The 18,324-nt window shown below is 62.3% G+C and carries 21 protein-coding genes and 1 tRNA gene; 6 read left to right on the top strand and 16 right to left on the bottom strand.

The features are described from left to right. Nucleotides 1–54: 54 nt before the first annotated feature. Nucleotides 55–1,410, bottom strand: coding sequence for a type I glutamate--ammonia ligase (gene glnA / locus AArcSt11_RS02620; RefSeq protein ID WP_250594336.1), 1,356 nt, complete (start codon nt 1,408–1,410; stop codon nt 55–57). A gap of 127 nt (nt 1,411–1,537) precedes the next feature. Here glnA and lrp point away from each other — a divergent pair, with 127 nt between their 5' ends. After that, nucleotides 1,538–1,999, top strand: coding sequence for an HTH-type transcriptional regulator Lrp (gene lrp / locus AArcSt11_RS02615; protein ID WP_238478127.1), 462 nt, complete (start codon nt 1,538–1,540; stop codon nt 1,997–1,999). A 3-nt stretch (nt 2,000–2,002) separates the two neighbouring features. Here lrp and AArcSt11_RS02610 read toward each other — a convergent pair whose 3' ends face one another. Together AArcSt11_RS02610 and thsB are read right to left on the bottom strand one after the other, a co-directional pair. Further along, nucleotides 2,003–2,725, bottom strand: coding sequence for a class I SAM-dependent methyltransferase (locus AArcSt11_RS02610; RefSeq protein ID WP_250594335.1), 723 nt, complete (start codon nt 2,723–2,725; stop codon nt 2,003–2,005). A 127-nt stretch (nt 2,726–2,852) separates the two neighbouring features. Continuing rightward, nucleotides 2,853–4,508: a thermosome subunit beta gene (gene thsB / locus AArcSt11_RS02605; protein WP_353617683.1), complete on the bottom strand. Its 1,656-nt coding sequence runs from the start codon at nt 4,506–4,508 to the stop codon at nt 2,853–2,855. Nucleotides 4,509–4,797: 289 nt separating this feature from the next. Here thsB and AArcSt11_RS02600 point away from each other — a divergent pair, with 289 nt between their 5' ends. Further along, nucleotides 4,798–6,447, top strand: coding sequence for a histidine kinase N-terminal 7TM domain-containing protein (locus tag AArcSt11_RS02600; RefSeq protein WP_250594330.1), 1,650 nt, complete (start codon nt 4,798–4,800; stop codon nt 6,445–6,447). 2 nt (nt 6,448–6,449) lie between these two features. On the opposite strand, the gene AArcSt11_RS02595 is transcribed toward AArcSt11_RS02600, so the two are convergent. Then, complete coding sequence (locus AArcSt11_RS02595) at nt 6,450–6,728, bottom strand: hypothetical protein (protein WP_250594328.1); 279 nt, start codon at nt 6,726–6,728, stop codon at nt 6,450–6,452. Nucleotides 6,729–6,853: 125 nt separating this feature from the next. On the opposite strand from AArcSt11_RS02595, the gene AArcSt11_RS02590 reads away from it, so the two are divergent. After that, the gene (locus tag AArcSt11_RS02590; protein WP_250594326.1) at nt 6,854–7,228 is read left to right on the top strand and encodes a hypothetical protein; all 375 of its coding nucleotides are present in this window, start codon (nt 6,854–6,856) and stop codon (nt 7,226–7,228) included. Here the strand turns inward: AArcSt11_RS02590 and AArcSt11_RS02585 are convergent. The 4 genes from AArcSt11_RS02585 to AArcSt11_RS02570 form a co-directional block, all read right to left on the bottom strand. After that, on the bottom strand, nt 7,220–7,801 hold the full coding sequence (locus AArcSt11_RS02585) for a cadmium resistance transporter (RefSeq protein WP_250594324.1): 582 nt from the start codon (nt 7,799–7,801) through the stop codon (nt 7,220–7,222). The two genes, AArcSt11_RS02590 and AArcSt11_RS02585, sit on opposite strands and share 9 nt — an antisense overlap. Before the next feature lie 599 nt (nt 7,802–8,400). Continuing rightward, nucleotides 8,401–8,482, bottom strand: a tRNA-Ser gene (locus AArcSt11_RS02580). Nucleotides 8,483–8,509: 27 nt separating this feature from the next. Next, nucleotides 8,510–8,719 (bottom strand): DUF7981 family protein, encoded by a 210-nt coding sequence (locus AArcSt11_RS02575; RefSeq protein ID WP_250594322.1) that lies wholly within the window; start codon nt 8,717–8,719, stop codon nt 8,510–8,512. After that, nucleotides 8,716–9,096 (bottom strand): Rid family detoxifying hydrolase, encoded by a 381-nt coding sequence (locus tag AArcSt11_RS02570; protein WP_250594320.1) that lies wholly within the window; start codon nt 9,094–9,096, stop codon nt 8,716–8,718. Before AArcSt11_RS02570 ends, AArcSt11_RS02575 begins: the two co-directional genes overlap by 4 nt. A gap of 96 nt (nt 9,097–9,192) precedes the next feature. Between AArcSt11_RS02570 and AArcSt11_RS02565 the strand changes: the two genes are divergently transcribed. Continuing rightward, a complete protein-coding gene (locus AArcSt11_RS02565) occupies nt 9,193–9,540 on the top strand; it encodes a nucleoside triphosphate pyrophosphohydrolase (protein WP_250594318.1) in 348 nt (115 codons plus the stop codon). On the opposite strand, the gene ilvA is transcribed toward AArcSt11_RS02565, so the two are convergent. Next, nucleotides 9,516–10,727 carry a threonine ammonia-lyase gene (gene ilvA / locus AArcSt11_RS02560; protein WP_250594316.1) on the bottom strand — a complete coding sequence of 404 codons (1,212 nt, stop codon included), beginning with the start codon at nt 10,725–10,727 and terminating at the stop codon, nt 9,516–9,518. The genes AArcSt11_RS02565 and ilvA overlap by 25 nt on opposite strands. A 272-nt stretch (nt 10,728–10,999) precedes the next feature. Here ilvA and AArcSt11_RS02555 point away from each other — a divergent pair, with 272 nt between their 5' ends. Beyond that, nucleotides 11,000–12,544: a stage II sporulation protein M gene (locus AArcSt11_RS02555; protein ID WP_250594314.1), complete on the top strand. Its 1,545-nt coding sequence runs from the start codon at nt 11,000–11,002 to the stop codon at nt 12,542–12,544. A gap of 208 nt (nt 12,545–12,752) precedes the next feature. Here AArcSt11_RS02555 and citZ read toward each other — a convergent pair whose 3' ends face one another. The 3 genes from citZ to AArcSt11_RS02540 form a co-directional block, all read right to left on the bottom strand. Beyond that, nucleotides 12,753–13,892 carry a citrate synthase gene (gene citZ / locus AArcSt11_RS02550; RefSeq protein WP_250594312.1) on the bottom strand — a complete coding sequence of 380 codons (1,140 nt, stop codon included), beginning with the start codon at nt 13,890–13,892 and terminating at the stop codon, nt 12,753–12,755. A gap of 146 nt (nt 13,893–14,038) precedes the next feature. Then, nucleotides 14,039–14,332: a DUF7536 family protein gene (locus AArcSt11_RS02545; protein ID WP_250594310.1), complete on the bottom strand. Its 294-nt coding sequence runs from the start codon at nt 14,330–14,332 to the stop codon at nt 14,039–14,041. A 65-nt stretch (nt 14,333–14,397) separates the two neighbouring features. Then, nucleotides 14,398–15,777: an MFS transporter gene (locus AArcSt11_RS02540; protein WP_250594308.1), complete on the bottom strand. Its 1,380-nt coding sequence runs from the start codon at nt 15,775–15,777 to the stop codon at nt 14,398–14,400. Between the two features lie 103 nt (nt 15,778–15,880). Here AArcSt11_RS02540 and AArcSt11_RS02535 point away from each other — a divergent pair, with 103 nt between their 5' ends. Then, complete coding sequence (locus tag AArcSt11_RS02535) at nt 15,881–16,546, top strand: TVP38/TMEM64 family protein (protein WP_250594306.1); 666 nt, start codon at nt 15,881–15,883, stop codon at nt 16,544–16,546. Here the strand turns inward: AArcSt11_RS02535 and AArcSt11_RS02530 are convergent. From AArcSt11_RS02530 to AArcSt11_RS02515, 4 genes are all read right to left on the bottom strand, one after another. Continuing rightward, on the bottom strand, nt 16,540–16,686 hold the full coding sequence (locus AArcSt11_RS02530) for an HVO_2523 family zinc finger protein (protein WP_250594304.1): 147 nt from the start codon (nt 16,684–16,686) through the stop codon (nt 16,540–16,542). The genes AArcSt11_RS02535 and AArcSt11_RS02530 overlap by 7 nt on opposite strands. A 65-nt stretch (nt 16,687–16,751) precedes the next feature. Beyond that, nucleotides 16,752–17,417: a hypothetical protein gene (locus AArcSt11_RS02525; protein WP_250594302.1), complete on the bottom strand. Its 666-nt coding sequence runs from the start codon at nt 17,415–17,417 to the stop codon at nt 16,752–16,754. Between the two features lie 198 nt (nt 17,418–17,615). Next, a complete protein-coding gene (locus AArcSt11_RS02520) occupies nt 17,616–18,005 on the bottom strand; it encodes a type II toxin-antitoxin system VapC family toxin (RefSeq protein ID WP_250594300.1) in 390 nt (129 codons plus the stop codon). 2 nt (nt 18,006–18,007) lie between these two features. Next, the gene (locus tag AArcSt11_RS02515) at nt 18,008–18,244 is read right to left on the bottom strand and encodes an antitoxin VapB family protein (RefSeq protein ID WP_250594298.1); all 237 of its coding nucleotides are present in this window, start codon (nt 18,242–18,244) and stop codon (nt 18,008–18,010) included. Nucleotides 18,245–18,324: the final 80 nt, after the last annotated feature.

Here is an 18,324-nt window from a genome sequence, read left to right as displayed (position 1 = left end):
TGGGGCGCAAAAAAGAAAATCGGTCAGTCTGTTGTTCGTCGCGACGTCGTCGATTCAGTAGGTTTCGAGGTACCGGTCGATCTCCCACTGGGAGACGTCGACGAGGTACTCCTCGAACTCCTGGGTCTTCGCTTCGACGAACTTCTCGCTGATGTGTGGGCCGAGCCCGTCGAGGATGACCTCGTCCTCTTCGAGTGCGTCGACCGCTTCGCCGAGGTTCGACGGCAGCGTCTCGATGCCGTACTCCTCGCGTTTCTCCTCGTCGAACTCGTAGATGTTCTCGCGGACCGGGTCCGGGGCGTCGAGGTCCTTCTCGATGCCTTCGAGACCGGCGGTGATGAGCGCAGCCAGCGCGAGGTACGGGTTACAGGACGGATCGGGGAAGCGAGCCTCGATACGCGAGGCAGCCGGGATCCGTGCTGCCGGCTTACGGATGAGCGCCGAGCGGTTGCGGTCGGACCAGGCGACGTAAACGGGTGCCTCGTAGCCCGGAACGAGTCGTTTGTAGCTGTTCACGGTCGGGTTGGTGACGGCCGTGATCGCGGGCGCGTGTTCGAGGATGCCAGCGAGGAACGAGTGAGCCGTGTCCGAGAGGTCGAACTCGTCGCTCTCGTCGTGGAACGCGTTCTCGCCGTCCTCGGTCATCAGCGAGATGTGGGTGTGCATCCCGGAGCCGTTGATTTTCGGAATCGGCTTGGGCATGAACGTCGCGTGCTGGTCGTGCTGTGCCGCGATGGCGCGGACCACCGTCCGGAACGTCCCGACGTTGTCTGCCGTCGACAGGGCGTCGTCGTACTCGAAGTTGATCTCGTGTTGGCCCTGTGCGACCTCGTGGTGACTGGCTTCGATCTCGAAGCCCATGTTTTCGAGACCGTAGATGATGTCTCGGCGGACATCGCTTGCGAGGTCCTTCGGCGCGAGGTCGAAGTAGCCACCGTGATCCGCGGTCTCGGTCGTCGCGTAGCCGTCCTCGTCCTCCTCGAACAGGAAGAACTCCGGTTCTGGCGCGGCGTTGACCGTGTAGCCCATCTTGTTGGCGCGGTCGATCGCCTGCTTGAGCACGTAGCGTGGGTCGCCCTCGAACGGCTCGCCCGTCGAGGTGTTGATGACGTCACAGATCATTCGGCCTGCGGCGGCCTGATCGTCCGTCCTCCACGGGAGCACGGCGAACGTCTCGGGGTCCGGTTTGAGCCGCATGTCGGACTCCTGGATACGAACGAACCCTTCGATCGAGGAGCCGTCAAAGTAAATGCCCTCGGTGAACGCCTTCTCCGCCTGTCGGGCGGGAACCGCGACGTTCTTGACTGTGCCGAGAATGTCCGTAAACTGCAGTCGCAGGAAATCAACGTCCTTCTCTTCGATCTCGTCGAGTACTGCCTGTTCCTCCGATGTGAGGCTTCCACTTGTCATGTTTTGTCGTCAGTGTATCTGTAGATAGCCAGTATTAAAGCCCTACTGTTCTGCGCAATTCTACCGCGCTCGCTGAGAAATTGCATATTCGTAAAATTATAATGGCTGGAGTGGATTGGGGAGTACAATGACGTACGAAAATCTGGATGCAAAACTAGTGAATGCACTTCTGGGCGACGGCCGAGCCAGTCTCAGAAGCCTCGCCGAAGAGCTCGACGTCTCCGTCACCACCGTCTCGAACCACCTCAGCGATCTGGAAGAAGACGGTGTCATCGAGGGATACACGCCGAAGGTCAACTACGGCAAGCTCGACTACGACGTCACCGCGATCCTGCAGCTCAAAGTCGAGGGGAACGCGCTCCCGGACATCACCGAACGGCTCGAACAGGAAAAGCAAATGATCAGCGTTTACGAGGTGACTGGCGGCTACGATATCATCGCCATCGGAAAATTCGAGGATACTGACGGAATGAACGAGCAGATCAAAACGTTGCTCACCGACCCCGACATCCGTGAATCGAACACGAGCGTCGTCCTCAATGCGACCAGCGAGAACGACCAGTTCGAGCTGGACGTCGACCGGGAGTAGGCTTCAGTCGCTCGATCCCCGCTTTTCGAGTGCGATCCGATAGTGTGCGGTATCACCGTCCCCGTGGTCGACGTCGACGACGGTCCAGCCCGTCCCGGTCGTCGCTTCGCGAACCCGATCGGGACTGAACAGCCTGAACAGCAGCGGCCGCCCGAGGACGCCGTCGTACTCGAACTGAAAGAGCCGATAGGCGAGTCCCGGGGTCGGATCGGAGCGATACCCAAGAAGTTCCTCGGTCGCCGCCTGCGTGGGATCGTAGCAGTCTAGCACCGCCGTCCCATCCCGCGTCGTGACGTATGCAAGGTCGGCGAGGAACGTCCGGAGGCCAGCCATCGACCGGGCGAGGCCGAGTTGGGTGCCGTACGCGAGCGCCGACCCGAACCGATCCGCCTCGAACGAGTCCCGAAGGACGAACATATCGGCCAGCCGGGCATCCTCGACGCCCCGATCACGCATCGTCTCGACGAGCGGCTCGCTGTGCTCGATCCCGACCGTCTCAAAGCGAGACTGGAAATAGCGGACGTGTCTCCCCGCCCCTGCGCCCATGTCGAGCAGCGGACCGTCGAGCCATGTTTCGAGCCACGGATCGTCCCCAGCCTCGTAGGGCTCGAAGTAGAACGCCTCGATCGGATGATCGAGCCGCTGCTCTCCGTCACGCTGCACGAGCGGCTCCGAGCGTGTCCCGTGATAGTGATCATGAATGGCGTGGCCGAACGGGTCTGCCATAGCTCGGCAGACGGTGTCCAGCCAGATATATTTTGTCTGCACCAATCGTGAGTAAAACGGGGAGAGATAGAGTATTGGTCAGCGATACGAAGACGCTACAAAACGACTCAGTGGGCGTGCGGTCGGCCTACATCATGCCGCCCATGCCACCGCCCATACCGCCCATGCCGCCGGGCGCACCGCCGGGGCCGCCTGCCTCGTCGTCGCCCTTGTCGGTCGACAGCTCGCCGGCAGAGATGATGTCGTCGATCTTGAGCACGAGGTTCGCGGCCTCCGTAGCGGAGGTCAGCGCCTGCTCTTTGGCGTGGGCCGGCTCGACGACGCCCGCGTCGTGCGTGTCGACGACGTCACCGGAGAAGACGTTCAGGCCGGCGCGCGTCTGGCCGTCCTCGTGGGCCGCGCGCAGGTCGACGAGCGTGTCGATGGAGTCCAGGCCGGCGTTCTCGGCGAGCACGCGGGGGACGAGTTCGAGCGCATCGGCATACGCCTCGACTGCGAGCTGTTCGCGGCCGGAGACGCCGTCAGCGTAGTCACGCAGACGTCGGGCGACCTCGACCTCGATCGCGCCGCCACCGGCGACCACGCGGCCGTCGGAGACCGTCTGGGCGACGACATCGAGTGCATCGCTGATACCGCGTTCGAGCTCGTCGACGACGTGGTCGGTCGAGCCGCGAAGCAGAAGCGTCACGCCGTGCCCGTCACCGGAGACGTAGAAGAGGTCGTCGTCCTCACCGCGGACGACGTCGCCGTGGCCGAGATCGGCAGGGTCGACCGAGGAGAGGTCCGAGACGACGTTCGCTTCGAGCACTTCCGTAAGGAACTCGATATCGGACTTCTTGGCTCGGCGGACGGCGAGAATGCCCTCCTTGGCGAGGTAGTGCTGGGCGAGGTCGTCGATGCCCTTCTGACAGAAGACGACGTCAGCGCCGGAGTCGACGATCGCTTCGACTTTCTCTTTGATCTCGTCTTCCTCGCGGTCGAGGAACTGCTGAAGCTGACTCGGGTCGGTGACGCTGACCTCCGTGTCGGTGTCGGCCTCGTCGACCTCGATCGGCGAGTCGAGCAGCATGATGTCGGCGTCCTCGACCTCGCTCGGCATGTTGTCATGGACGGGATCCTTGCTGACGACCGCACCGGAAAGCAGGTCGGACTCGCCGGCGGCGCGACCTGTCTGTGTCTCGATGTTGAGGAACTCCAGATCGACGACGTGCCCCCCCTCATCATCCTCGACGGTGACTTTCTGTACCGCATCGACGATCAGCTGTGCGAGGTGTTCTTTGTTGAGCTCCGCGCCCTTGCCGGTCATCGATGTCTCCGCGACCGAACGAAGCAGGTCCTCGTCGTCGGGATCGACATCATCGGAAATATCGCCGACCTCCTCGCGCGCCTGCTCGCTCGCGAGGTGGAAGCCCTTGATGATCGCCGTCGGGTGGATATCCTGTTCGAGGAGATCCTCGGCGTTTTTCAGCAGTTCGCCCGCAACCGAGACGGCGGTCGTCGTCCCGTCGCCCGCCTCGTCCTCCTGCGTTTCGGCGACTTCGACGATCATCTCGGCCGTCGGGTTGTCGATATCCATCTCCTTGAGGATGGTGACACCGTCGTTCGTAATCGTCACGTTGCCCATCGAATCGACGAGCATCTTGTCCATCCCTTTCGGGCCGAGCGTCGAGCGAACGGACTGCGCAACCGCGCGTGCGGCAGAAATGTTGTAGTCCTGCGCGTCGCGATCCTGCACGCGCTGTGCGTCTTCACCCATTACGATCATCGGCTGCCCTTGCTGCATTCGCTGGCTCATAGTCAAGAGTTTGGTTGATTGCGATTCTATATAAACCTGTCTTTTCTAGTGTTAGTAGCCAGTCATAGCAAACGTATTGATTCGACACAAAACCAGATATATCGACATCGTGGCCGGTATACAATCCGGGAATGAGTTTCGTTCGAGATTCGAGACAGACTAACATGCATGGCGGTTTATATACTCAGCCATCCGCCGAGTGGTACGGAGCGCAAGCAGGTGCGATCGTCCCTGCCCAAAGACTGATAGGACGACCGGAGAAACCTACGCCGACGCGATGGTCGACACGATAGCATACGCGCTCCTGTACGTCCTCTCCGGCGGGGTCTCACTCGCCGTCGCTACCTGGGTCTGGTCGCGGCGCAACCAGCGTGGCGCACGCGCATTTATTGCGCTCCTGTTTGCGATCGCCACGTGGGCGTTCGTCGACGCGCTCGCGATTCTGACCGCGTCATCACCGGACTCGTGGCTCGTCTGGCAGAAGGTCCGCTGGAGCATTGCCGCGTTCGTCCCTGCGCTCTGGTTCGTGTTCACGCTCCGGTACACCGACCTGTACTCCCAGTACGTCCGGCCAGTCACCGCGATCGTGCTCACGGAAGCCGCGATCGTCGCAGGACTGACGCTGACGAACGCCAGCCATCAACTCGTCTGGGAAGCGGTCACGCTACAGGACGGCGTCGCACCGACTGTCGAAACGACGGCCGGGCCGGTGTACATCGTTCACCTCGCGCTTGCCGCCGCGCTCGTTCTGGGAGGGATGGTGTTGCTACTGCAGGTGCTTGTCAACGCCCGGAACGCCCACCAGTCCCAGCCCGCGATCCTGCTCGCTGGCGGCAGCCTCGCCGTCGTCCTGAGTGCCGGATCGACGTTCGGGACCTTCCCGCTCGGCAGTGCCGACGTGACGGCGCTCGGCTTCGGGCTCGGCAGCGGCCTCATCGGCTGGGCGCTCTACCGGCACCAGCTGTTCGATATCTATCCCGTCGAGACTGACACCGTCATGACCGCGATGCGGGATGCAGTCATCGCGGTCAACGACGAGCGACTGGTCACCGACATCAACCCGGCGGCCGAGGATCTGCTCACGGCCGAGGAACCGCTCGGGAAGTCACTCTCTGCTGTTCTCCCAACGGAACCGGACGATGCGTGGTTCTCCGCCGAGCCGGGAACCCACGAACTGACGATCGGCGAGGATGGCGATCAGCGATACTACTTGCTCGACGTTACACCGCTGCCCGACGATCCATCCCAGCGCGGCCATCTCCTGATCTTCCGCGACGAGACGACGCGCCGAAAACAGCGCCGCGAACTCGAACGACAGAGCGAGCACATGGAACAGTTCGCCAGCACGGTCTCACACGACCTTCGCAACCCCCTCACCGTCGCCGAAAGCGGGATCGAACTCGTCGAGCGCGAGGCCGACACCGACCGCGTCGAGATCGTCGCCGACAGCCTCGACCGGATGCGAACGATCATCGACGAATCGCTCTCCTTTGCTCGCTCCGGCCAGCGCATGGACGAGGCGGACCTCTGGGAGGTCGAACTCGAACACGTCGCCACCGCCGCGTGGGAACACGTCGACACTGGCGGGGCAGCGATCGAGATCGAATCGTCATCGACACTCGTCGCCAACGAGGACCGGCTCACTCGCCTGTTCGAGAACCTGTTTCGCAACAGTGTAGAGCACGGAGGTGACACCCCCACGATCCGCGTCGGAACGCTCGACTCTGGCGGGTTCTACGTCGCCGACCACGGGCCGGGAATCCCGGAGGAGATGCGCGAAGAAATCTTCGAGCGAGGGTTCACAACCGAGGACGACGGCACCGGCTTCGGTCTCGCAATCGTCGACGCCATCGTCGGCGCACACGACTGGTCGATCACCGTCACCGACAGCGAAACCGGCGGTGCTCGATTTGAGATCGAATCGTGAACCTACTCCTCGCGAAGTGCCTCGGCGATCGCTTCCAGTTGCGCTTTCCGGAACGCTCCTGAGGCTTCCTCGGGATCGTTCTCGTCGAGTTCACCGATAGAGAACAGGATCCCCGCCCGCATGTCGGGTTTCGGCGGGAGCGATCCCGGACCGATCTCGTAGCCAACCGCCTCACAGATCGCTGCCAGCGCTTCCTTGGTGAAGGCAGTCGATTCGACGCGCTCGTATCGGCCCGTTTCGACGCGAATCTCGTTTCTGAGTTCGTCGACCGTGGGAGACATAGTTGATGATCGAAGAGTGCAGGAAAGAACGTTTCGGGGACACGAGCTGAGCCGACAGAGCCGGAACACCCTTGCTCGCCGAATCGACTATATATTTGACGGCGTATAGGATTATAATAGATCGCATGCACAGGGAGAATCTGCTCGCACTTGGGATCATGTCGGTCATCACAGTCGGTGTTGTCGCTGGGTATCGATCGTTCGAGTTCACAGTGTTTGCCCTTGCAGGTATCGTCGTGACTATCGCGATCGTATCGACTGCAATGATGCGATTGCTCGCAGTCTCGGAGGGTATCGTTCTCCTTGAGGCGACCGTGCTCTCGTTGACTGCCCCGTTGTTATTCGAGCGATCGCTCCTGTTCGAACTCGTCGGTGTTGCAGTCGCATTAGCGTTTACAGCAGGATTGTTTTTTCACCTCGCTCTCGATGGTGCGGACTCGTTCGACACCGTTCCGACCGAGCGCGCTGATACGCCCGACATCCCGGAACGCTCAGAGTAAACCGGTGAGGACTAGCACACCGATCACCACAAGCACGAACGACACGAGTCGAGACCCGTACTCCTCGAACCGTGTAGCCAGTACGGGACGATCTGCGAGCCATCTGGCGATGAGCACCCAGATACCGACTGCGCTCAACAGGATCCCGACCCCAAACACCGTCTGGCCCGGCTCAAGAACCGCAAACAGCGGAATGTACACGGCGAGGTTGTTGGAGCCGTCAGTGATCGCAACACCGGAGACCAGTCCAGCACGCGACCAGGACGTCGAGTTGCTACTCGCCTGATGATCGGTACCAGTCCCGATCGAGTGGGCTCGTGAGCGGAGGAACCAGGCGACGCCGACAACGATCGGGAACAGGCCAAGCCACCGTGCGTAGTCGCTGAACAGCCTACCGACCATCGTTCCCCCGACGAGGCTCACCGCGAGCAATACCCCGAAGCCGACGTACTGTCCCACGAGAACCTCGCGAAACCGATAGCGCTCGTAGCCACAGAAGGCGGTCAGGAAGACGAGATCGTCGAGACTCGTGACGATGAACGCGACGACGAAAAGGGAAAGGAGAGTGAACATCTGCAAGCCCTCGGATTCAGATACAGCGTTGATACTTTAATATATTCGTGGCGAAGTGGATGCAGTAGGTTCTCTGGAGTGGAGATACACAGTCAAAACGTCAGGAGAGGGATTTGCCACTCACGAATTGTTCGTCAGGGCGTCATACAACGGTTCCCATACCTGCTAGCACCGCCCCGAATCGGTCAATTCAGACCATCTTTTTCCCACTCGGGTATCCTCGCTCGCGGTGCTCGCTGCGGTACCGCTCGCGGCAAAAACATGGGTGGAAAAGCCGGACTCGCTTCGCTCGTCCGGTGAATCGTGCGACCTACCGGGTCCTCCGGACCGCTCGGTCGCACGAATGCTACTGTTCAATACGCAAGAACGATGTAACAGGCAATTCAGCGTTGAACCTGCGAAAACAACACCTTGTGAAGCGTTCTATGACACCCTGGTTGTTCGTGGCAAAATACGCCAGGACAGGGATTTGTACCCGATGCCAGACGTGCTCACATCCGTTGCGCGCGTCTGCCGTGGTTCAAATCCCCCTCGTTCGGTTTTCACGGAGACAGCTCACTCGTCGCTATCGCTCCTCGTTCGTGTTGTCTCCGTGAAAACGCCAGGACAGGGATTTGAACCCTGAATCCCGAAAGGGAACACGCTTTCCAGGCGTGCGCCTTACCATTCGGCCATCCTGGCTCGTCTCAACCTAACCCCGTGCCGTGTTTAAGCATTTTCTTTCCGCCTCAACCACCAGCCCTCGCTGTAGTACGTGGTGCCCGCGGAGACGACGCCGACCAGCACGGTCACGAGGACGATCCCCCACAGCGGAACGAACTCGCCGTCCAGCACCAGCACGTAGGCGTTGTTCAGGACGAGGAAGGCAAGCGCCCCGACCACACCCCACAGCAGGCTTGACTTGACGCGCGGCCTCACAGCTGTGTTGCGATCGCCTCGATCTCGACGCCGACACCCTTCGGGAGCTCGTCGACGCCGACGGCGCTCCGGGCTGGCGGCTCGTCCTCGAAGTACGCCGCATACGCCTCGTTCATCGCGTCGAAGTCGTCGATATCGTCGAGGAAGACGGTCACCTTCAGGACGTCTTCGGGACCGAGCCCCTCGGCGTCGAGCACGGCCACGAGGTTGTCCAGAGCCTGCTCGGTCTGAACGTCGATCGGCTCGTCGTCGAGTAACTCCCCATCGGGGGTCAGCGGGATCTGGCCTGCGGTAAAGAGCAGGTCGCCATTCGTGGTCGCCTGACTGTACGCGCCGACCGCGGCGGGTGCGGCGTCGGTGCTGACGATGCGTTTCATGCGAGAGTCGTCGAGCGGCGTCGACAAAAAACGGCCGGTTGCGCCTGTGGACTGACGGCGAAACCACTTACCGACACCGGAAGAAACGGCCACCCGATGACCGACCGACGCGAGTACGACAAACTGGTACGTGACAAGATTCCCGAGATCATCCGCGAGACCGGCGAGCGACCTGTCGTTCACGTCGCCGACGACGCCGAGTACGCTGATCGGCTTGCTGACAAACTCGACGAAGAGACCGCGGAGTTCCGCGAGAGCGGCGAACTCGAAGAGCTCGCGGACGTGCTCGAAGTCGTCCGGGCGATCTGTGAGCATCGGGGCGTCGAGTTCGAGGACATCGAGACGCTCCGCGAGGAGAAAGCCAGCGAGCGAGGGGGGTTCGGCGACGGAGTCGTCCTCGATGCCGTCGAGTCGGACTCTCAGGAGAGTAACTCGACCTCGTAGCCACGCTCTTCCATCCCGGCGACGAGTTCGGCGACGTGGTCGGGTCCTCTGGTCTCCAGATCCAGCTCGACTTCCGCGGCGTTCATGCCGATATCCCGCGAGGTCCGGTCGTGCTGGATGGCGTAGATGTTGGCCTGCTGGGTGGCGATCACGTCGATCAGGTCCTCCAGCGCGCCGGGTCGGTCCTTGAGCACCGTCTTGAGCCGGACGTACCGCCCCGTCTCGACCAGCCCGCGCATGATGACTGTCGTGAGCGTGTTCAGGTCGATGTTCCCGCCGCAGAGACAGGGAACGATCGTCTCGTCGTCGTCGTACTCGAATCGTCCGTTCAGTAGCGCTGCCAGCGGTACTGCGCCCGCCCCCTCGACGAGTGTTTTCGAGCGTTCGAGCAGATAGGTCAGGGCAACGGCGATCTCGGAGTCGTCGACGGTGACCACCTCGTCGACACGCTCGTCGATCACGTCGAACGTCAGGTCGCCAACGCGGCGGGTCGCGATCCCATCGGCGATCGTGTCGACGCTTTCGCGTTCGTAGACCTCGCCTTTCTGCAGGGACTGGGCGACGCTCGATGCGCCTTCGGCCTGCACGCCGATCACGCGGATCTCCGGGTCGAATCCTTTGAGAGCCGTCGCGATCCCCGAGATCAGGCCGCCGCCACCGATCGGGACGACCACGGTGTCGACCTCGGGCAGGTCGTCGACGATTTCGAGGCCGATCGTTCCCTGTCCTGCCATGATCGCGGGATCGTCGAACGCGTGGACGTAGGTCCGGCCCTCTTCGTGTTCGATCTCGTGGGCACGTTCGGCCGCCTCGCTGTAGTCGACGCCGTGGAGCACGACTTCCCCACCGTAGCTTCTCGTCGCTTTTACTTTCGCGATCGGTGCGTGTTCGGGCATCACGATCTTGCTGTCCACGCCAGCTCGCGAGGCGGCGAGCGCGACACCCTGTGCGTGGTTACCGGCGCTCGCCGTGACGACGCCAGCCGTGCGCTCCTCGTCGCTCAGCGTGGCGATCCGGTTGGTCGCACCGCGGATCTTGAACGCCCCCGTCCGCTGGAACGTCTCCAGTTTCAGATGGACGTTCGCGCCAGTCATCTCCGAGAACGTGTGTGAGTATTCGAGCGGCGTCCACCGGGACGTCTCGCGGACCCGTTCGCGGGCGGCGCGTACATCGTCGACATCGAGCATACGAGGTGGTACGAACGGTCCCGGTAATAAGCTACTGTCGGACCGACGCACTCACTGTGAGTGACAGGCGACACTCGTCACACACCCGTCTGACAGCGTTTTCATCGCGGTGCAGTACTGCGATTACACTTTCACTCCGGCTGGCTGGGGTTTAAGTTGTACTGGCCTCCTCTATTGCATTGCACGTCACACGCGCCGTGCAATACTCCCCTCTTCCCCTTCGAATACCCAGAGAGCTAACAGTGAAATGGCTAGGTACCTGAGACGTTAGTATGAGTATCGACGATGCCGCCCGCGCTGCCTACCGTGGGTACCGCGCTCGCCCCTCCGACATACTGCCGTACTACCTGATGGCACTGGCGACCCCAGCTGTGGCTCTGACGGTCATGTTCTTCGGCCTGCTGAGCGGCTATCTGGTGATGACCACCCAGAACACCCTCGAACCGATCCTTGCAGAGTTAGAAGCGCTCGGGCCGTTCTCTCTCGACGACCCCCAGGTCGAGACGACCGAGGTCAACGGCGAAATCATCATCGACGGCGAGTCGACAGAACCGCTGCTGTCCGCGCTGGAGAGCGCGGCAACCCTCGAACTGCTGGCGGTCGGCGCGCTGACGATCGTGGGGATGGCGCTCGCGCTGTTGGTCGCCAACGCCATCATCAGCACCGGGCAGGTTCACGCGGTGTACGCCGTCCTGCGCAACCGCTCCGGGCTCCGCGCCGGTGTCGACGGCATCGCGCGTGACTACCGGCGGTTCGTCGGCCTCACCGTGCTCGAAATCGCGCTGATGGCGCTCGTCACCGGGCTCCTGATCGGCAGCGTGGTGCTGACCTGGCTCCTCGTCGGCGACGGCGCGGCGGTGCTGGTCGGACTGCTCGCCTCCCTCGCCTGGCTGCCGCTGATCTTCCTCATCTGGGTGTCCTTTCTGTTCTCGCGCCAGGCGGTCGTCGTCGAGGACGTCGGCGTCCTCGCTGCCATCAGGTCCAATCTGAGGTTCATCAGACACAATCTACTGACGACCGGTCTCTACGTCGTCTTGCTGATCGCCGCGGGGGTCGTCACCTCGACACTGGCCAGTCTGTTTCAGGTCGTTGGGACCGCACAGGTCGCGGCGCTTGTCAGCCCACTCCTTGTCCTTCCGTTCCTCGACTTCGTCAAGATATGGCTGTTCGCCCGCGAGCGAACCGACTACGATCTCATCGCTCAGCCCCGCGAACGCTCGCTCCGGGAGCGCTTCGTCGCCGCGCTCCGCCGTGGCTGGGTCGAACTCCGCTCGTTCGTCCGCGAAACGCCGACGTATCACGCCATCAGCACCAGCGTGTTCTTCGTGAGCGGCTACGCCGGCTGGGTCCTCAGCGTTCGCCTCGACGCCATCGTGGAGGCCTCCATCGCGAACCGGCTGGTCGGCTGGTTCCCCCCCGCCGAGGCGATCAACCTCACCGCAAACAACTGGCAGGTCGGCGTCGCCGAGGTGTACTCCGGACTCGCTGCGGGGATCCCAAGCATCATCGTGTTGATATACAACGGCATCTTCCTCGGCGCGCTCACCCGCTTCGAGACCGATCGGCTCGAACTGCTGGCCTTCGTCATCCCCCACGGAGTCATCGAGATTCCGGCAATACTGATCGCCGGTGCGATGGGGCTGTATCTCGGCCACTCGATGATCCGGCTCGTTCGTGGCCGACACGGTCGCGACCGGATCACTGCCGACATCGAACGCGCCTACCACGTCATCGTCGGACTCCTGATCCTCTTTGCCGTGGCGGGCGTCATCGAGGCGTTCGTCAGTCCGTACTACTACGGCCTGCTCGGGATCTGACAATCGGAACCGCTCGATCGGCTATATCGATTGTAATACTCCTCTGTGTCCAAAAGTAGATGCCAGAGGACGCTACAGCCATTACTACACTATTCGAAGCCATTCACTACAAGTATTGTAGTATTAAACTACAGCATTCGAAGTATTGTCTGCCAGCCCACCAGTAGCCGCAAAACAGGTCAAAAACAGGGTCGTACCGTGTCGACCGTTATCGCTCGTCGACCGGAACGAACGTCTGGTCTTCGGGGCCGGTGTAGCGGGCGCGAGGGCGGATCAGGCGGTTGTCGTCGAGATACTCGACCACGTGGCCGACCCAGCCGCCGACGCGGCTCATGGCAAAGATCGGCGTATAGAGATCGATCGGGATGCCCATCTGGTAGTAGGTCGTCGCGGAGTAGAAGTCGACGTTCGGGGCGATCCCCTTGTTCTCGGCCATATACTCCTCGATGGCGACGCTCATCTCGTACCACCTGGTGTCACCTGCGGCCTCCCCGAGCGCCTCGGATTCCTCGCCGAGGATCTTCGCACGAGGGTCCTTGACGTTGTAGACGCGGTGGCCAAAGCCGGGGACACGGCGTCCCTCGTCGAGCGCCTGGATTACCCAGTCGACGGGCTCTTGCTCGGCCGCGTCAACCTCTTCGAGCATCCGCATGACGTTCTGGTTCGCGCCGCCGTGGAGCCCGCCCGAGAGCGTCCCGATGGCGCTGGTGACGGCGCTGTGGACGTCCGCGAGCGTGCTCGCGGTGACCATCGCGGAGAACGTCGAGGCGTTCAGGCCGTGGTCGGCGTGGAGCACGAGCGCCATGTCGAACGTCTCCGCGAGGACCTCGTCGGGCTTCTCGTCGTTGAGCATGTACAGGAAGTTCTCGGCGTGGCCCAGATCGCTGCGGGGTGCGACCGGCTCATCGCCGTTCCGGATCCGGCTGAACGCCGCGAGGACGGTCGGCATCTTGGCGGTGATCCGGCGACCCTTGCGCAAGAGCGCCTCGTCGTCCTCGGTGTCGTAGCCGCTCCCCTCGGGATCGTACGCCGAGAGCATCGAGACGATGGTCCGAAGTGCCGCCATCGGATCCTCGTCCTGTTCGGCGAGTTCGCGGACAACCTCGATGACGCCGTCGTCGACCTCGCGTTCCTCGGCCATCGACGCCTCGAACTCGGCGAGTTCATCACGGTCGGGCAGCCGACCGTGCCAGAGTAGATACAGCACCTCTTCGTAACTCGCCTGGCGAGACAGATCTTCGATGGCGTAGCCGCGGTAGATCAGCTTCCCGACGTCACCGTCGATGTTGCTGAGTCCTGATTCCGCGACGAGGACGCCCTCCAGCCCTTTTTTGACCTCGTCTGACATACCCGTACGGTTTCAGACGGTAGGGGAAAAACATTGCCGTTTGTCCCTGATAATTCCGACAGTCGATTGGATGATCGTGCACTTGAGACGAAGCGAAACGGAGATTTCGACCCAATACGCCGGAATTCCCAACGTACGGAGCCAATTCAGGGGTCGTTGTCCTCGCGTACGAGCTTCCACGCTGAATAGGCAGTCAACACCAGAGTAAACGTCAGCGCCAGCGCGAACCAGATCACTGCGGTGAGTCCGGCGTACAGGACAGGATGGTGGGCCGTTTCGGCAGGCGTGATAACGAACGTACCGTACAACAAGGCCGACAACACGAAGCTCACGGCGATAGCGATCTTCGCGTTACGGCCGACGCCCAGCGCCGCGGCGAACCGTTTCGTCCCGTCGTGGTCGGGACCGGTTTCCGTTCGCTCGAACTGTTCCTGTGACACGGTCTGAGGTAGGGAGAGCACCCACTAATCCGCGTCGGTTTCGGTCGAAAAGAGAGGATCGTCGCCTAGCTTCCCGTCGTATAGGCCTCGAACTCCTTGCCAAAGAGCAGGAAGTAGCCCGTTCCGACGAGGCCGATCATGGTGGCAATCGAGAACGCAAGTACAGGATCACCCGCGAACAGTACGTCGCCAGTCAGTGGGTTCGAGAACCCACCCCAGAGCAGTCCGCCGAGCGCCGCACTCGGGATGACGACGACGTTCCGGAGCAGATAGTACGACCCGGTGACCCGGCCGCCAGCACCCTGCTCGGCGGGGCCGACGATCAGCGCCTTGTGGGCGGGAAGGCCGGCAAATCGGAGCCCCGAGAACGCAAAGAGCACCGCCAGAGCGAGTGCACTCTCGGGCGCCCCGATCAGCATGATCGGGAAAATCGCATAGACGAGAAAGCCCGCGGCGACGACCGGTTTCAGTCCGACGCGCTCGGCGATCTTTGCGGCCGGGATCATCACCAGCAGCGCGACCAGCATTTCGAGACCGAGCAAGATCCCGAAGTACGCCTGTGGGGACAGCGATATGTCGCCGATTGCCGGCAGCGAGAGCGAGAGTCCGACCTCGAGGAACTGCGTGACGACGAGGACGAAGAAGATATAGACCATCCCGTTGGCAAAGCGAACGAGGATATCGCCCACGAGCAGCGGTCGCAGCGGCTCCGGCAGGTTCCGCAGATCTTCACGGATCTGACTCACTCCCTCGAACTCCTTGCCAAAGCTATCGTCCGAGGGGTCGTAGAGGCGGTGCTGGGTGAGTGTTCCGATCACACCAAACACGATTGCTACGACCAGGATCAACTGGAAGGCGAGCACGACGTCCTCCGAAGCGCTGGTAAAGGGCGCGAAGATAGCGGCGGCGATCAGCGGCCCGACGAGAAACGCCGTCCGGCGAAAGCTCTCGGTGCTCGCGAATCCCGCAGCGAGGCGGGAGGGCGGAACGGCTTGCTTGACGATGGCGTAGGTTGCGCCGAGCCCGAAGGATTTCCACGCCTGTGCGAGCACGAGGCCGACAAAGATGGCGACGATCGACAGCGAGACAGGTCCGACCGTCACATCGAGCAACGGCGCAGCCAGCCAGATCCCAAATCCGAGCGTCGTCACGAGACCGAACGCTGTCAACGCGTACCGTGAGCCGAGCCGGTCGGAGATCGCCCCGCCCGGATACGGGTAGACTGCACCGATAATATTCCCAAAGGTGCCATAGAGCCCGATCACGAGCGCCGTCGCGCCCAGCGCGCTCATGTACTCCGCCATATACCGACCGGTCATCTGAAAGCCGAGGCTGAAGGCGAACATCGCCAGCGAGAGCACGAGGACGTCCCGTTCGAGCGCGAAGAACTGCCTGAACGGGTCGAAGACGTCCGGCTCGGTAGCTTCAGTTTCCTCGGTTGTCATTCGTTCGCCACGTTCTCGAACATCGGTGAAGTGGTTTCGCCCGGCGGCAAAGCGGACGGTGCGACCACAAGACGTTCATACCAGCACGACACAGAACGGGGTGATGCGCCTCGCGGATCGTCATCTCGTCGCTCTCTCCACGCTCGCGATCGTTGTCGTGGCCGCCCTGCTGACCTCGAAAGAGACGGTACTCGGAGCGGCGGAGACGGTCGCTGGCGATCCACTCCTCTTTGCCGTCGCGATTGCCCTGCTCTATACCCTCCGCCCGCTGGTCCTGTGGCCAACCACGCTCGTTGCGGTCGCGGTCGGCTACGGCTTCGGCATCGTGCTTGGATTCCCCATCGCGCTGGCCGGTGCGGTCGTCACGTCGATTCCCGCCTACTATGCCGGACGCTGGGTCGCCGCTGGCTGGGACTGCGGCGTCGCTGCACGGCTGGCCAGCGCCGGGAGCCGGTTTTTCGACGCGACCGGTGATCTTCGCGGCGTCGTTGCCGGACGGCTCGCACCGGTTCCCGCGGACGCCGTGAGCGCCGCTGCCGGAATGGGTGGCGTCCGCCTCCGCACGCTCACGGCCGGGATCCTCGTCGGCGAACTCCCGTGGACGATCGCCGCCGTCGTCGTCGGTAACTCCCTGCACACCATTTCGACAGCGGGACTCGGCAGTGTCGGAACACAGCTGGGCGTCGTGACGACCCTCGCCGCACTCCTCTTGCTCGCCGGACCGGCCTACGAGCACTTCGTTGATGGCGGCAGTACGGTCGGTCAGTAGAAGGTGTCCGCACAGTCGTAGACGACGCCGTGTTGCGGGCAGACGTACTTGCAGTGCCGGTGGTACATCGGCATCTCGCAGTGAGGGCAGGGTCGCCCACCCTGTCCGTCCCCGGTACGTCCGTCGGCGTCATCCGTCATACCCGCCTGTTGTGGGTCCGGCATCAAGGCTGTTCGCCCTCTGTCTGGTCGGGAGCGGCCGACGCTCAGTCCCGACTCGGTAGCCGCGTCACTCGCCCTGGCGTCGTGTTGAATCGCCAGACTCGCCGTCCCTCCCGTGCCGGATGAACGCGGTCGATCTGTCGGAGACCGTCTTTCACGCAGTCCCACCACGTCTCGCTCGTCTCGTACCCTGCCGGATACTCCCGGTACAGCGCGTCGACGAACTCGTTTCGCTTTGCCTCCTCGCGCTCGCGCAAGAAGACAAGTGCCGCGCCGACCGCAATCTTCCGGCGCTCGATCAGCGTCTCGTCGTGGCCCGGCACCTCGATGGTATCGAGGTCGGTGATCGCCTCGCCCGGTCGGTCGCCGTCGTCGAGGTCGGTCGGTAGCTCGTAGTCGATCCCGCTCTCGGGGCTGCCGTCGAACGACTCGCCCGTCTTCCGGACTGCCGATCGTGCGAAGGCGTCGAGACGTTCGTTCTCCACGCCGGAGAGATCCGTCGCGAGCTCGTTCACCGTGTCGTCCTGGATCCGCGCGGTGCGCGGTTCCCTGATGGGCCCCTCGCTCTCGCCATCGTTGTCCTCTGCGGACCCCCTCGTCAGTGTCCCCTGTCGCGTCGAATCGCTTTCGCCCAGCACCGTCGCAGCGTCGTCACCCTCGTCGAGTTTCGCCTCCAGTTCCTCGACGCGCTCGGTAAAGGCCGACAGCACCTGATCACGGTCGGAGCCGACCTCGATGTCGGTCCGGTGATCGACGATCCAGTGGAGGTACGCCTCGCGCGAGTCAAAGCCCAGCAGCTCCCGCTCGGTATCGAGGCTCTCGGCGAGCGCGTCAGGGATCTCCAGACGGATCGTCGGTATCTATCGGCCGTATGTCGGCGGAGTACAAAAAAAGCGCGTCAGACGTGTTCAGTAGCTCTCGATGTCGACGCCAAGTCGTTCGAAGTCGGATTCATTTCGCGTCAGCACGGGTTCGTCGACGACCTGTGCCGTTGCAGCGATAATCACGTCACCGTCACCTATCGGCGTTCCGTCGTTCGCCAGTTCGCCCGAGAGACGACCTGCCTTGCGCATCACTGCGGTATCCGCGGGATGGATCGGCTTTGATGCGAGGACCGACTCAACCGTTTCCCGCTCGTCCTCCGATCGGCTCGCACGGGCAACACCGTAGTACAACTCGAACAGGGTCATCGCGGAGAGGCGCTGCTGGACGAGGTTTGCCTCTAGCTCTTTGGCCTTCTCGACGGCACCCTCTTCGCCGTTCATCAGATCTATCAGAAAGGAAGTATCGAGCAGCACGACTACGCATGCTCCAGTTCATCCGCGATGTCTTCCAGTCCGTCGGCTCGCCGCTTTCGCCGCTCCGCGACCGCCTCGCGGAGTTCGTCGGCTTCCTCGTCGCTGAGAACGCCAGCGATTTCGAGCAGTGATCGCTCGCCAGCGAGGCGCATGACGACATCCGAAAACGTCTCGTCCTCACGTTTGTGTGCGGCTAGACGCTCGTAGGCGTCCTCCGAGAGCCGGATACTCTTGGACATATGCATACAGTTGTATGCAGACCAAAATAGCTCTTTTGCCGGGGCGTTGCGATCGTGCGAAAAAAGGGCGTCAGACGAGG

Source organism: Natranaeroarchaeum aerophilus (genome assembly GCF_023638055.1).
GTDB lineage: Archaea > Halobacteriota > Halobacteria > Halobacteriales > Natronoarchaeaceae > Natranaeroarchaeum > Natranaeroarchaeum aerophilum.
Note: the sequence above shows the minus strand (reverse complement) of the source record. Positions and strands in the feature narration are given on the sequence as shown.